The sequence below is a fragment of the Pseudonocardia nigra genome, from assembly GCF_019396355.1.
Lineage (GTDB): Bacteria > Actinomycetota > Actinomycetes > Mycobacteriales > Pseudonocardiaceae > Pseudonocardia > Pseudonocardia nigra.
The window spans coordinates 12069-25116 of sequence record NZ_JAHKRK010000047.1 but is presented as its reverse complement, the minus strand read 5'-3'; the positions used below and the strand labels follow the sequence as shown (position 1 = coordinate 25116).

Below are 13048 nucleotides of genomic sequence, written 5' to 3'. Positions count from 1 at the left end.
GCCCGGATCGGCTGGTGAGCACGCTCTGCAATGCGCTTACGGGACACAGGCGCGCGCCGACCGATTCTACACGGACCAGGTGCGGGACCGGCTGCTCCCCGCGATGGTCACGTTCGTCGAGCGGATGGAGATGGCGTTCGTCGCCACCGCCGATGCGAACGGGGAGTGTGATGCGTCACTGCGGGCGGGCCCTCCCGGGTTCCTCCAGGTGCTCGACGACCGCACGATCGCCTACCCCGAGTACCGCGGCAACGGCGTCCACGCGAGCCTGGGCAACATCACCGAGAACCCGCACGTCGGGATGCTGATGGTCGACTTCGTGCAGGATCTGATCGGCCTGCACGTCAACGGCATCGCGCGGATCGTCGAGGAGCCCGCGTTCCATCGGATGTTCCCGCGCGTCCCTCGGGACGACGAGCGCGGCAGGCGCGCCGAGCGCTGGGTGGTGATCGAGGTGGAGGAGGCCTACGTGCACTGCCGCAAGCACATCCCCCGGATGGAGCGGGTGACGGAGCGGCGGTCGTGGGGCACCGACGACCCGGGCCGCAAGGGCGGTGACTACTTCGGTGCCCGCGGCACCCCTGTGCGGTCGGCCGCCCGGCGCTCGTCGACCGGGCGCCGTTCGGTCTTCCCGAGCACCACGCACCTCAGCCGAGGCGTGGCCCGGTCGCTGCGGCGCCGCACCGAGTGACCGCGGCACGGACCTGAGCGGAACAGACTCAACTTTCCTGACGTTGGTCCTCTCGACCGGCACGCTGGTGCCCAGGCGACATCGCAGGAGGAACGCGGGGATGGACTCCTTCAACCCCACCACGAAGACACAGCAGGCCATCTCGGCCGCCGCGCAGGCGGCCGCGCTCGCCGGCAACCCCGACGTCGGTCCGACGCACCTGCTGGGGGCGCTGCTCGCGCAGGGCGACGGGATCGCCGCACCACTGCTGGCCGCCGTGGGCGCCGACGCCGCGGCCGTCCGCACCGAGCTCACCCAGCTCGGCGACCGGCTGCCCTCGGCCGCGGGCGCCACGGTGAGCGCGCCGCAGCTGTCCCGGGACTCGCTGGCCGCGATCACGGCGGCGCAGCAGCTCGCCACGGAGATGGGCGACGAGTACGTCTCCACCGAGCACCTGCTCGTCGGGCTCGCCTCTGCGCGCAGCCAGGTCGCCGACCTGTTGCGCAGGCACGGCGCAACGCCCGACGCGCTGCGCGACGCGTTCGCCAAGGTCCGCGGCTCGACCCGGGTGACGAGCCCGGATCCCGAAGGCACGTACCAGGCGCTGGAGAAGTTCGGCGTCGACCTCACCGAGCGGGCCCGCAAGGGCGAGCTCGACCCGGTGATCGGGCGCGACACCGAGATCCGCCGCGTCGTGCAGGTGCTGTCGCGGCGCACCAAGAACAACCCCGTGCTGATCGGCGAGCCGGGCGTGGGCAAGACCGCCATCGTCGAGGGCCTCGCCCAGCGGGTGGTGGCCGGTGACGTGCCGGAGTCGCTGCGCGGCAAGCGCGTCGTCTCGCTCGACCTCGGGTCGATGGTGGCGGGCGCGAAGTACCGCGGCGAGTTCGAGGAGCGGCTGAAGGCCGTCCTCAAGGAGATCACCGACTCGGCGGGCCAGATCATCACGTTCATCGACGAGCTGCACACGATCGTCGGGGCCGGCGCCACCGGCGAGGGCGCGATGGACGCCGGCAACATGATCAAGCCGATGCTCGCCCGCGGTGAGCTGCGGCTGGTCGGCGCCACCACGCTCGACGAGTACCGCCAGCGCATCGAGAAGGACCCGGCGCTGGAGCGCCGCTTCCAGCAGGTGCTGGTCGGCGAGCCGTCGGTGGAGGACACCGTCGGCATCCTGCGCGGGCTCAAGGAGCGCTACGAGGTGCACCACGGCGTGCGGATCACCGACGCCGCGCTGGTGGCCGCCGCTGCGCTCTCCGACCGCTACATCACCGCGCGCTTCCTGCCGGACAAGGCCATCGACCTGGTCGACGAGGCCGCGTCCCGGCTCCGCATGGAGATCGACTCCCGGCCGGTCGAGATCGACTCGGTCGAGCGGGCCGTGCGCCGGCTGGAGATCGAGGAGATGGCGCTCGCCAAGGAGGACGACGTGCCGTCGCGGGAGCGGCTCGAGGCGCTGCGGGCCGAGCTGGCCGAGAAGCGCGAGGAGCTCGCGGCGCTCACCGCCCGGTGGCAGAACGAGAAGGGGGCCATCGAGTCCGTGCGCGGGCTCAAGGAGCAGCTCGAGGCGCTGCGCGGAGAGTCCGAGCGCGCCGAGCGCGACGGCGACCTCGGCCGGGCCGCCGAGCTGCGCTACGGCAAGATCCCGCAGCTGGAGAAGCAGCTCGACGAGGCCACCGCGGCCACCACGAGCGCGGCCGAGGTGATGCTCAAGGAGGAGGTCGGCCCGGACGACGTGGCCGATGTGGTCTCCGCATGGACCGGCATCCCGGCAGGCCGCATGCTCGAGGGCGAGACGGCCAAGCTGTTGCGCATGGAGGACGAGCTGCGCAAGCGCGTGGTCGGCCAGGCGGAGGCGGTGCGCGCGGTCTCCGACGCCGTGCGTCGCGCGCGGGCGGGCATCGCCGACGAGGACCGACCCACCGGCTCCTTCCTGTTCCTCGGCCCCACGGGCGTGGGCAAGACGGAGCTGGCCAAGGCGCTCGCGGAGTTCCTGTTCGACGACGAGCGGGCGATGGTCCGCATCGACATGAGCGAGTACTCCGAGAAGCACTCGGTGGCCCGGCTCGTCGGGGCGCCGCCCGGCTACGTCGGCTACGACCAGGGCGGGCAGCTCACCGAGGCCGTGCGGCGCCGCCCGTACACGGTGGTGCTGTTCGACGAGGTGGAGAAGGCGCACCCGGACGTGTTCGACACGCTGCTGCAGGTGCTCGACGACGGTCGGCTGACCGACGGCCAGGGCCGCACGGTCGACTTCCGCAACACGATCCTGGTGCTCACCTCGAACCTGGGGTCGCAGGCGATCGCCGACCCGGGCCTGGACGACAGAGGCCGCCGCGACGCGGTGATGGCGGTCGTGCAGCGGCACTTCAAGCCGGAGTTCCTCAACCGGCTCGACGACGTCGTGGTCTTCCACGCACTGTCCACCGAGGAGCTCACCGCGATCGTCGACATCCAGCTCGACGTGCTGCGCCGCAGGCTCGCCAAGCGCAGGCTCATGCTCGAGGTGTCCGACGCCGGCCGCGAGTGGCTCGCGATGAACGGGTTCGACCCGGTCTACGGGGCGCGGCCCCTGCGCAGGCTGGTGCAGTCGGCCATCGGCGACCAGCTCGCCAGGGCGCTGCTCGCCGGGGACGTCCGCGAGGGCGACACGGTGCGCGTCGACCTCGACCCGACCGCCGAGGGCGGCACCGGCGGCCTGATCGTCGGCCGCGGCCTGCCGGTCACTGCCTGACGTCAGGAAACCGAGGTCAGGAAAGTCACGTTCCTGTCGTTGAACGTCAGGAACGTGGCTTTCCTGTCATTTCGGAAGCGGTGGCCACGGCTGGGTGATCGTGGCGTTCCCCCACTCGCCGTGAAATCGGGGCTACGCTCGCGGCCGTGGGCCTCTCGTCGACGGTGTGGTTCGTCATCGCCGTGATCGCGCTGCTGCTCGGCGCCGCGCTGCTGTTCGCCGATAACCGCGGCGGTGGCAGCGGGGTGAAGGAGCGGAAGCGGTGGGCCGCGCTGCGCGGCTGGGAGTACCTCGACACCGATCCGGTCCTGCCGAGCCGGTGGCGCTACGGGACCATCCACCAGGGCGGGCCCGGCGTGGCCCGGAACCTGATGAGCGGGCCGGTCCCCACCCCGGCGGGCCCCCGCCAGGCCTACGTCTTCGACCACGAGCAGGCGGGCAGGCTCAACTCCGTGCTCGTCGCGGTGCAGGTGCAGGAGCAGCTGCCGGCGGCCGTCGAGCTGCGGCTGCCGTCGGCCCCGCTGCCCGACGACGCCGGCCTCGACCTCCTGGAGCCGGTGGGCGAGCGGTACGCGTTCGTCTCCGATGCCGACACCGTGCGCCCGCTGCTGACCTCCCGCCTCGCGTCAGCGAGCGACGCGGTCGGCGACGACGTCGAGCTGCTGTGGGCCGAGGAGTCCTGGGTGCTGGCCACGGCACCGCTGGGCTCCGATCCGGAACGCGTGCAGGACCTGCTCGCCGATCTCGCCGAGGTGGCCACCGCACTGGAGCAGGGTCTGGGCGCCAAGTACCTCGGCAAGTGACCCGCGGTTGGTGCTCGTAGGGTCACGGCGTGCCCACCGCCCTGATCACCGGAGCCACGGCCGGGATCGGTGCCGCGTTCGCGGCCCGGCTCGCCCGCGACGGCCGTGACCTCGTGCTCGTCGCCCGCGACGTCGAACGCCTAGAGGCGGCCGCGGCCCGGCACCGGACCACGGGCGTCGGCGTCGTGGTGCTCGCGGCCGATCTGGCCGTCGCCGCGGACCGCGAGCGGGTGGCCGCCCGCCTGTCGGACGCCGCGGCGCCGGTCGACCTGCTGGTCAACAACGCCGGGCTCGGGTTGGCGCCCGACTTCCTCGAGCTCGAGGTGGACGCGCTCGCCCGTCAGCACGACGTCAACGTCACGGCTGTGCTGCGGCTGACCAGGGCCGTCCTGCCCGGCATGGTCGAGCGCGGCCGCGGGGCGGTGGTCAACGTGGCGAGCGTGGCGGCGTTCCTCGCCGGAGGATCCACCTACAACGCCGACAAGGCGTGGGTGACCACGTTCACCGAGGGAGTCGCCGGGTCGCTCGCGGGCACCGGTGTCCGCGCGCTCGTGCTGTGCCCCGGCTTCGTACGCACCGAGTTCCACGAGCGGGCGGGGATCGACGTCGGCGCGCGGCGGGGGCCGCTGTGGCTGGACGCCCACCGCGTGGTCGAGGAGTGCCTCGCCGACCTGGCGAAGGGCAAGGTCGTGTCGGTGCCGAGCCCGCAGTACAAGGCGATCGTCGCCCTGCTGGACCAGCTGCCCCGCCCCGTGCTGCGCCGGGTGCTGGCCAGGTTCGAGAGGGGCCGCGCATGAGTAGCCCGTGCGCGGTTGTCAGGATGACGGCATGAACCCCGACGCCGAGCGCGAGGAGCTCGCCGCACTGGTCCGCGAGCTGGGCGTGGTGCACGAGCGCGTCACCCTGTCCTCGGGTGCCGAGGCCGACTACTACGTCGACCTCCGCCGCGTCACGCTGGAGCACCGGGCCGCACCGCTGGTCGGACGCCTGCTGCGCACGCTCACCGCCGACTGGGACTACGCCGCCGTCGGGGGGCTCACCCTCGGCGCCGACCCGGTGGCCGACGCGGTGCTGCACGCCGCGGCCGCGGAGCGCGCCGCCGACCCGGACACGCCATCGGTCGACGCGTTCGTCGTCCGGAAGGCCACCAAGCAGCACGGGATGCAGCGGCTCATCGAGGGACCGGACGTCGCGGGCCGCCGGGTACTGGTCGTCGAGGACACCTCCACCACCGGCTCGTCGGTGCTCACCGCGGTGCGCGCGGTGCGGGAGGCGGGCGCCACCGTGGTCGGCGTCGCCACGGTCGTCGACCGCGACACGGGCGCCCGCGAGGCGATCGAGGCCGAGGACGTGCCGTACCGGGCGCTGCTCGAGCTGGCCGACCTCGGGCTCGCCTGACCCCTCGCACCGGTGTGACGGCATCCCCCGGCGACGACCCCGTCGGCCCGAGCGAATGGGCCGTGCCGGGGCAGGTCGGCGTGGGGCCGTGGCCGGGCGGGCCCGAGGCGTGGCCGCGGGACGAGCGGTACGACCCCGAGCTGCTCGAGCACGGCGACGCCCGCAACGTCGTGGACGCCTACCGGTACTGGCGGCGCGACGCGGTGGCCGCCGAGCTCGCCGCCAGGGCGCACCCGTTCCACGTGGCGATCGAGAACTTCGGGCACGACCACAACATCGGCACGGTGGTGCGCACGGCCAACGCGTTCGCCGCGGCGGGCGTGCACATCGTTGGGCGCCGGCGGTGGAACCGTCGGGGGGCGATGGTGACCGACCGCTACCTGCAGGTGCACCACCACGACACGGTGGCCGGCCTCGCCGCGTTCGCCGCCGAGCACGCGCTGACGGTGGTGGCCGTCGACAACACCCCGGGCGCCCAGCGGCTGGAGACCGTGGAGCTGCCGCGGCACTGCATGCTGCTGTTCGGGCAGGAGGGCCCCGGTGTCACCGGGGAAGGGCACGCCGCCGCGGCGCTGACGGTGTCGATCGCGCAGTTCGGCTCGACCCGGTCGATCAACGCCGGGGTGGCGGCCGGCATCGCGATGCACGCGTGGGTCCGGAGGCACGCGGACCTCTCCGGGGCCTGGTGAGCGGGGCCGTCAAGAGGAGCAGAAGGCACACGGGAGGTCCTCCCCCGGAGTGGGCACCAGCCCGTCCTCCGGGATCACCAACAGGGCGGGTACGGGTGGCCCACCGGGCAGCCGGTACAGGTCGTCGGCGCAGAGCAGCCAGTGCTCGGACTCCGGGAAGTCCAGCAGCCGCACGTCGCCGGAGCGCAGCCGGAGTAGCTCACCGTGGGCCAGGGTGTGCCCGGCCCTGACCAGCTCACCCAGATCGTTGAGGACCGTGGCGGCGGTGGCCTGCGAGGTGGCGAACAGGATGAGTTCGGGGTGCCCGAAGCCGGACAGCCCCACCGTATAGACGAACGGTGGATCCTCCTCGTCGCCGAGCACCGCCTGTAAGGCCCAGCCGTGGCGTCGGATCGTCTCCCGCTGCCACGCGTCGTACTGGTCGACCTGGTGGATGAAGTGCTCGGGTGTGTCCATGGGACGGAAGCTACGCCCGGGGTCCGACGATCCGGGGCGCTCGAAAATCGCCGCGAGAACGCGCAGCAGGTTCCTAGACTCCTGCCGTGCCCCGTGATCGGCAAACCCTCGTGTTCGACACCGACGACGCGGTGTGAACACTCGGGTGGGCGCGAAGGGCGGCACGGAGTCATGCCCGTTCTGCACAATGCTGATCTCTCGCGGGCCGGTCTACTCCGAGGCGGACTAGGCCGGTCTCGATACTGACTCGATCACGGCGTTCGGCCTAGTTGATCCGGTCGTGATCAAGTGTTCGAGCGCTGTTCGAGCGCCGACTAGTGCGGCCGCGAGCAGTCGAACGGGGCCATCGGGTAGGCGTAGACCTCTACCGGCCAGCCGTCGCGGATCGGGATCCCTCCGCCCGCGGGCGTGGTCGGGCACGTCGTCAGAACCCACCACGTCACCCGAGCTGCTTCCTCCCAACCGTCCCGGGTATCCCAGCACCGGCGGCGCTCTGCTGCTGCCGGATCAGTCGCTCGGCCGGTAGCGGCTGCTCGCTGCTCGGTGGTCCAGCGCAGCGCCTCGCGAGGATCGTCGGTGGTCCCGTCCGAGGCGGACCGGCGTAGTTGCTCGATCCGCTCGCCGTTGAACCGGCCCGGGGCGGTCGCGCCGTACTCCGACAGGCTCAGGTGTCAGTGCGTCACCGGCGGGGGACGCTCGCCAGGATGCTCGGTGGTGATCCGCTCGACCAGGTCCGGGATCTCGGACGGTTCCGGTACATACCCTGTCTGCTCGATCGTCACGGCGCCCACGCGCCGGACGCTAGCGGGACGTACCGACAGATCAGCACTCCATACGCTCGCGCTCGATCTCGCGAGCCTGCTCCGCCGTCCGGCGGATGTCGCACGGGAACCGCCGATACCCGCGCTGCGCTCCGAGCGCACACGCCCGGCAGTACCCACGACCGTCGTCCGTGTGCTCCCCGATCAGCGCCTCTGCGAGGCCGGCGTTCCTGACCATGAACTCGACAAGCGGGTTCATGCGTTGCTCGGTTCCTCGGTCACACCGGTCCCCTTCCGGATGATCCTGCCCTCGGAGATACAGGCTTTCCGACTCGGAAAGATCCGTCAACCTACCGTGGCCGGATGCCTCGCGACCCTGACGAGCTGAGCGAACTCGCTCGGCTGTTGTCGCGGGATCTCGGCGAGATGACCGACGACGAACTGATCGCCGCTGCGAAGGCGTCAGGGTCGGTGCACCGGTCCGGACCCGAGCGGACCGGGCGCCTGCTCGCGGAGCTGTACCGCCGGGACCGTCTGTCGTGGCCGAAGATCGCGGAGCTGACCGGGATCGGCCAGACCACCGCGTACAACTGGGCTCGGCCGCACCTACCGCCGGACGAAGGTGACGAGCGCTCGCCGCGCCAGGGACGGAGGAACGGATAGTCGGGGTGCCCGGCCGACGGGGGGCGGGCTTCCTCCGAAAGTCGTTCGTCGGGTCCGTGTCGGACGTGGCAGGTTCGCCCAATGCGCCTGGTCAAACCCCGTGATCGGCAAACCCTCGTGTTCGACGCCGACGACACGCTCTGGGAGAACAACGTCCTGTTCGAGCGAGTGATCGACGCGTACCTCGACTGGCTCGCCCACCCGACGCTCCACCGGGCGGCCACGCGTGCCGTGCTCGACGAGGTCGAGCGGGCGAACGTGGTCGTGCACGGCTACGGCAGCGTCGGCTTCCTGCACAGCCTGCGCGACTGCTTCGAGCGGCTCAGCGAGCGTCCGGCCACCGCCGCCGAGGCGAGGGAGATCGAGGAGCTCGCCGCGGCGCTCGTGTTCGGGGAGGTCGAGCTCGTGCCCGGGGTGGCCGAGACGCTCACCGAGCTCGGCGAGCGGCACGACCTGCTGCTGCTCACCAAGGGCGAACCCGCCGAGCAGCAGCGCAAGATCGACGCGTCGAACCTCGCCCACCACTTCCGCAGCGTGCACATCGTGGCCGAGAAGCGGGCGGGCACCTACCGCGAGCTCGTGGCCGACCAGGGCCTCATGGCGGCGTCGACCTGGGTGATCGGCAACTCCCCGCGCTCGGACATCCTCCCTGCCCGCGAGGCCGGGCTCGGGGCGGTGTTCATCCCGAACGCCCACACCTGGGTGCTCGAGCACGACGAGCTCGACCCCGCCGACGACGGCGTGCTGCACCTGGAGCGCTTCCCCGATCTAGTGGAGCACTTCTGATGCCGGTCGACCCGTTGGTCGCCCCCGCCGTGTCGTGCGTGTTCGTGTGCCACGACGGCGGCGGGCGCGTGCTGCTCGCGCGCCGCGGTACGGGCGCTCGGGACGAGCTCGGCACGTGGGACACCGGGGCGGGTGCTCTGGAGCACGGGGAGTCGTTCGACGCCGCCGTCCGCCGCGAGGTGCGGGAGGAGTACGCCACCGACGCCCTGGCGATCGAGACGATCGGCGTGCGGAACATCCTCCGCGGCGACCCCGTCGCGCACTGGGTCGCCGTGGTACACGCCGTCGAGGTCGACCCGGCGCGGGCCGCGATCGGGGAGCCGCAGTAAGGCCGCGCCCTGTGGATCAGGAACGCGCTCTTCGCGCCCAGATGGCCCCTGGCTGCGTTGTCGGCAGGCCCGGGTACGCCAGGTACGACGGCGCTCCCCTCACCCACCCCGCCGGCTCCGCCGGCTGCCGTCCCCCGGTCCTCCGCCTGCCAGGAGCCATCTGGATCACGAAGCCCATCGCCCCTGATCCACAGGGCACGCCCTAATTCGACGCCCTCGGCTGGTTCGCCCCCGACGCGCCGCCCGCGCCGCTGCACTCCCAGCTCCCCGCCACCCTGGCGCTGTTCCGGCAGTGGGCGGGCCGCCGCTGAGCTCGGTTCAGGCACGCACCTGCAGGTGCTCCGCCACCCGCTCCATCACGGTGGTGCTGACCTTGCTCGGGTGCCCGGCGTCGAACGGCGGCTGCGGGTCGTACTCGATGAAGACCTGCGCCGCCCGGGCCGCGACGTCGTCGACGAGCAGCTCCACCAGCCGGATGCCCATGTCGATGCCCGCCGACACCCCGGCCGCGGTGATCACGCGTTTGGGCAGGTGCTCCACCACCCGCTGGGTCACCGGCACGGCGCCGAGCGCCCGGAGGTAGTCCAGCACGCTCCAGTGGCCGGTGGCGGTCAGCCCGTCCAGCACTCCGGCGGCCGCGAGCACCAGGGACCCGCTGCAGACCGAGGTGGTGAAGCGGGTTCCGGCGTGCACACGGCGCACCCAGTCCAGGAAGGACTCGTCGCCGAGCAGCTCGCGGGTGCCGATCCCGCCCGGGACGAGGACGACGTCAGGGGCCTGCACCTCGTCGAACGTCGCGTCGACGGTGAGGCCGAGGAACCCGTTCTCGGTGCGGACCTCGCCGCGCCGCTCGCCGACGAATACGGGCTCGAGGGACGGCACGCGCTGCAGCACCTCGTACGGGCCGATCGCGTCGAGCGCGGTCAGGCGGGGGAACAGGGCGATGGCGACCTGCATGTCACGTCCTCTCGTCGGGTGCCACCGTGGCGAACCGCCGCCGGTAGTCGTCGGGGGCGACGCCGAGGCGCCGCAGGAAGGCCCGCCGCATCGTCTCGGCGGACCCGAAGCCGGCCCGGGTCGCTGCGGCGGACACGAGCACCGGTGCGGACTCCAGCAGCCGCCGTGCGGCGTCGACGCGGACCTGCTCGACGTACTCGCCGGGCGGCGCACCGAGCGCCTTCGTGAACTCGCGGCTGAAGTGCCGCTCGCTCATGCCGACCTGCGCGGCGAGCACCGGGACCCGCAGGTCGGCGGCGGGATCCGCGTGGATGAGGTCCTGCGCGGCACGGACGGCGGGCCGGCGCGCCGGGGGTGACCAGACCGGCCCGGCGAACTGGCTCTGTCCGCCGGGCCTGCGCAGGAACACCACGAGCTCACGGGCGATCCGCTGCGCGACCTCGGCCCCGTGGTCGGCCTCCACCAGGGCGAGCGCGAGGTCGATGCCCGCCGTCACGCCCGCGGACGTCCAGACCGCGTCCTGCCGCAGGTAGATCGGGTCGGTCCGCACGTCGACGGCCGGGTGGTGCTCGGCGAGCTCCCGGGCGTAGCGCCAGTGCGTGGTGGCCGAGCGCCCGTCGAGCAGCCCGGCGGCGGCGAGCGGGAACGCGCCCGTGCACACCGAGACCACGCGGGAGGAGCGGGCCGCGGCGCGGCGCAGCCAGCCGAGGAAGGCGTCGTCGCGCGCGGCCGTGCGCGCGCCGTTCCCGCCGGGGACCAGCAGCGTGCCGATGTCCCCCGACTCGGGCAGCGGCCCGTCGGGGAGCAGCCGCAGCCCGCTCTCGGCGGTGGCCGGACCGGGGTCGGCCGCGACCAGCGACACCCGGTAGCCCGCGCCGGTACCGCGAGCGGTGAGCAGGGCCGTGGCGCCCATCAGGACCTCGTGCGGGCCGGTGACGTCGAGGGGCTGGACGCCGTCGAACAGCGCGACGATCACCTGGTGTGCGGGCACGACGCCAGCGTGTCGCCGGTACGACCGTGGCGTCAACGACACGTGTCCCACGGATTCGGCCATCGGGCAGACTGGCCGGGTGGCTGCCGCGGAGGTCGACTGGTCGGAACGGGCGGGTGTCGCCGAACGGGCGGTCGTGCGCCGGCACCTCCGGCGCTTCGCCGGGGTGGTGCCCGGCACCCGGATCGGGCGCGTCCGCTGGCCGCGCCGGGTGCCCGCGCCGCTCGCGCCGTGGCACTACTGGTGGCAGGCGCACCTGCTGGACTGCCTGGCGGACGCGCAGCTGCGCTCGCCCTCCCAGCGACGGGCGAAGGCGATCGCGGCGATGGTGCGCAGCATCCGGCTGCGCAACGGGGGGTCCTGGCTCAACCGCTACTACGACGACATCGCCTGGCTCGGGCTGGCCGTACAGCGGGCGGGTGCGCTCGCCGGCCGCTGCGGGCCGTCGGCGCTCACCGCGATCACCCACCGGCTCGACGAGGGCTGGACGGAGGGCGGCGGAGGCGGCATCTGGTGGCGCCGCGACGACGACTTCAAAAACGCCCCGGCCAACGGGCCCGCCGCGATCCTGCTCGCCCGCGACGGGCAGCTCTCGTTCGCGGGGGCGATCACGGACTGGATGGCCGAGACGCTGCCGGACCCGGAGACGGGGCTGGTCCGCGACGGCGTCCGGGTCGGCCCGGACGGCGCCGTCCGCGCCGTCGAACCCTTCATCTACACCTACTGCCAAGGCGTCTACCTGGGGGCATGCGTCGAGCTGGCCGAGCGGGACGGCCACCAGCGCTGGGCCGACCGGGCCATCGGCGTCGTCGACGCCGTGACGCACCGGCTCGCGACCCCCGAGGGTGTGCTGCCGGGGTCCGGTGGCGGCGACGGCGGGCTGTTCGCGGGGATCGCCGCCCGCTACCTCGCCGACGCCGCGCTGCGCAGGCCGGAGCTCGCCGACGCGGCGTCCCGGGTGGTGCTGGCCTGCGCGACGGCGGCGTGGGACGGCCGCGCGGAGATCGGCGGGGGGCCGGTGTTCTCCGCCGACTGGCGCCAGTCCGCGTCCGAGCCCGGCCCCGGGCTCGCCGAGGCCGACCTGTCGGTGCAGCTGGGCGGATGGATGCTGTTGGAGGCCGCGGGCAGGATCCAGCGCGTCCCGCACTGACCCCGGTCAGGCCGGGCTGGCGCCCCGGTTGCGCCTGCTGCGCAGCACCTCCACGACGATCGGCAGCACGGAGACGGCGACGATGAGGATGAGCATCACCTCGACGTTCTCCCGCACGAACGCGAACTGGCCGAGGAAGAAGCCGAGCACCGTCACCCCGGCGGCCCACGCGACGCCGCCGGCCAGCGAGTAGGTGAAGTAGCGCCGGGTCTCCATCCGGCCGACGCCCGCCATCACCGTGATGAACGTGCGCACGATCGGCACGAAGCGGGCCAGCACGATCGCCCGGTTGCCGTACTTGTCGAAGAAGCCCTGCGTCTTCAGCACGTGCTCGGGCCTGAACAGCCGCGACTTCGGGCGGTCGAACACCACGGGGCCGGCGGCGTGGCCGATCCAGTAGCCCACCGCGTTACCCACGAACGCCGCGACCACCAGGATCACGCACACGAGCCACAGCGGGGCCTGGATCGCGCCCTGCGCGACGAACAGCCCCGCCGTGAACAGCAGCGAGTCGCCGGGCAGGAAGAACCCGAGCAGCAGGCCGCACTCGGCGAAGACGATCAGCGCGAGGCCCACCAGGGCCCACGGGCCGAGCCAGGAGATGATCGAGTCGGGCTGCAGCCACTCCGGGCCGAGTGCGAGCGTCGTCACGGGGCAGGAC

15 protein-coding genes are annotated in these 13048 nt (G+C 72.9%); 10 read left to right on the top strand and 5 right to left on the bottom strand.

What is annotated here, in order from left to right:
* The first annotated feature begins 79 nt into the window (after nt 1-79).
* The 6 genes from KME75_RS14635 (at nt 80) to KME75_RS14610 (ending at nt 6294) form a co-directional block, all read left to right on the top strand.
* Entirely contained in the window at nt 80-691 is a 612-nt protein-coding gene (locus KME75_RS14635) for a pyridoxamine 5'-phosphate oxidase family protein (protein WP_308282784.1), read from the top strand.
* Between the two features lie 100 nt (nt 692-791).
* The gene (clpB, locus tag KME75_RS14630) at nt 792-3404 is read left to right on the top strand and encodes an ATP-dependent chaperone ClpB (RefSeq protein ID WP_219415179.1); all 2613 of its coding nucleotides are present in this window, start codon (nt 792-794) and stop codon (nt 3402-3404) included.
* 146 nt (nt 3405-3550) lie between these two features.
* On the top strand, nt 3551-4207 hold the full coding sequence (locus KME75_RS14625; protein WP_219415178.1) for a TtfA family protein: 657 nt from the start codon (nt 3551-3553) through the stop codon (nt 4205-4207).
* A 29-nt stretch (nt 4208-4236) separates the two neighbouring features.
* The gene (locus tag KME75_RS14620; protein WP_219415177.1) at nt 4237-5004 is read left to right on the top strand and encodes an SDR family NAD(P)-dependent oxidoreductase; all 768 of its coding nucleotides are present in this window, start codon (nt 4237-4239) and stop codon (nt 5002-5004) included.
* Nucleotides 5005-5035: 31 nt separating this feature from the next.
* Nucleotides 5036-5605 carry an orotate phosphoribosyltransferase gene (gene pyrE / locus KME75_RS14615; protein ID WP_219415176.1) on the top strand — a complete coding sequence of 190 codons (570 nt, stop codon included), beginning with the start codon at nt 5036-5038 and terminating at the stop codon, nt 5603-5605.
* A 14-nt stretch (nt 5606-5619) separates the two neighbouring features.
* Nucleotides 5620-6294 (top strand): TrmH family RNA methyltransferase, encoded by a 675-nt coding sequence (locus KME75_RS14610; protein WP_308282783.1) that lies wholly within the window; start codon nt 5620-5622, stop codon nt 6292-6294.
* Nucleotides 6295-6303: 9 nt separating this feature from the next.
* Here KME75_RS14610 and KME75_RS14605 read toward each other — a convergent pair whose 3' ends face one another.
* Nucleotides 6304-6750: a DUF4262 domain-containing protein gene (locus KME75_RS14605; protein ID WP_219415175.1), complete on the bottom strand. Its 447-nt coding sequence runs from the start codon at nt 6748-6750 to the stop codon at nt 6304-6306.
* Nucleotides 6751-7064: 314 nt separating this feature from the next.
* Complete coding sequence (locus tag KME75_RS44915) at nt 7065-7193, bottom strand: hypothetical protein (RefSeq protein WP_281424522.1); 129 nt, start codon at nt 7191-7193, stop codon at nt 7065-7067.
* A gap of 681 nt (nt 7194-7874) precedes the next feature.
* On the opposite strand from KME75_RS44915, the gene KME75_RS14600 reads away from it, so the two are divergent.
* From KME75_RS14600 to KME75_RS14590, 3 genes are all read left to right on the top strand, one after another.
* Nucleotides 7875-8174 (top strand): hypothetical protein, encoded by a 300-nt coding sequence (locus KME75_RS14600; RefSeq protein ID WP_219415174.1) that lies wholly within the window; start codon nt 7875-7877, stop codon nt 8172-8174.
* Nucleotides 8175-8255: 81 nt separating this feature from the next.
* Nucleotides 8256-8960, top strand: coding sequence for an HAD family hydrolase (locus KME75_RS14595; RefSeq protein ID WP_219415173.1), 705 nt, complete (start codon nt 8256-8258; stop codon nt 8958-8960).
* On the top strand, nt 8960-9289 hold the full coding sequence (locus KME75_RS14590) for an NUDIX hydrolase (RefSeq protein ID WP_219415172.1): 330 nt from the start codon (nt 8960-8962) through the stop codon (nt 9287-9289). The genes KME75_RS14595 and KME75_RS14590 overlap by 1 nt, the downstream gene beginning before the upstream one ends.
* A gap of 318 nt (nt 9290-9607) precedes the next feature.
* Here KME75_RS14590 and KME75_RS14585 read toward each other — a convergent pair whose 3' ends face one another.
* Nucleotides 9608-10246, bottom strand: coding sequence for a DJ-1/PfpI family protein (locus KME75_RS14585; protein ID WP_219415171.1), 639 nt, complete (start codon nt 10244-10246; stop codon nt 9608-9610).
* 1 nt (nt 10247) lies between these two features.
* Nucleotides 10248-11237, bottom strand: coding sequence for a GlxA family transcriptional regulator (locus KME75_RS14580; protein ID WP_308282782.1), 990 nt, complete (start codon nt 11235-11237; stop codon nt 10248-10250).
* Between the two features lie 79 nt (nt 11238-11316).
* Between KME75_RS14580 and KME75_RS14575 the strand changes: the two genes are divergently transcribed.
* Nucleotides 11317-12387 carry a glycoside hydrolase family 76 protein gene (locus tag KME75_RS14575; RefSeq protein ID WP_219415169.1) on the top strand — a complete coding sequence of 357 codons (1071 nt, stop codon included), beginning with the start codon at nt 11317-11319 and terminating at the stop codon, nt 12385-12387.
* Nucleotides 12388-12393: 6 nt separating this feature from the next.
* Here KME75_RS14575 and KME75_RS14570 read toward each other — a convergent pair whose 3' ends face one another.
* Entirely contained in the window at nt 12394-13038 is a 645-nt protein-coding gene (locus tag KME75_RS14570; RefSeq protein ID WP_308282781.1) for a DedA family protein, read from the bottom strand.
* Between the last annotated feature and the right edge of the window lie 10 nt (nt 13039-13048).

Excerpts from the sequence above, each read along its gene's own strand:
- clpB (WP_219415179.1), top strand. The coding sequence starts at position 792 with ATGGACTCCTTCAACCCCACCACGAAGACACAGCAGGCCATCTCGGCC.
- KME75_RS14585 (WP_219415171.1), bottom strand. The coding sequence starts at position 10,246 with ATGCAGGTCGCCATCGCCCTGTTCCCCCGCCTGACCGCGCTCGACGCG.
- KME75_RS14595 (WP_219415173.1), top strand. The coding sequence starts at position 8,256 with ATGCGCCTGGTCAAACCCCGTGATCGGCAAACCCTCGTGTTCGACGCC.
- KME75_RS14600 (WP_219415174.1), top strand. The coding sequence starts at position 7,875 with ATGCCTCGCGACCCTGACGAGCTGAGCGAACTCGCTCGGCTGTTGTCG.
- pyrE (WP_219415176.1), top strand. The coding sequence starts at position 5,036 with ATGAACCCCGACGCCGAGCGCGAGGAGCTCGCCGCACTGGTCCGCGAG.
- KME75_RS14590 (WP_219415172.1), top strand. The coding sequence starts at position 8,960 with ATGCCGGTCGACCCGTTGGTCGCCCCCGCCGTGTCGTGCGTGTTCGTG.
- KME75_RS14605 (WP_219415175.1), bottom strand. The coding sequence starts at position 6,750 with ATGGACACACCCGAGCACTTCATCCACCAGGTCGACCAGTACGACGCG.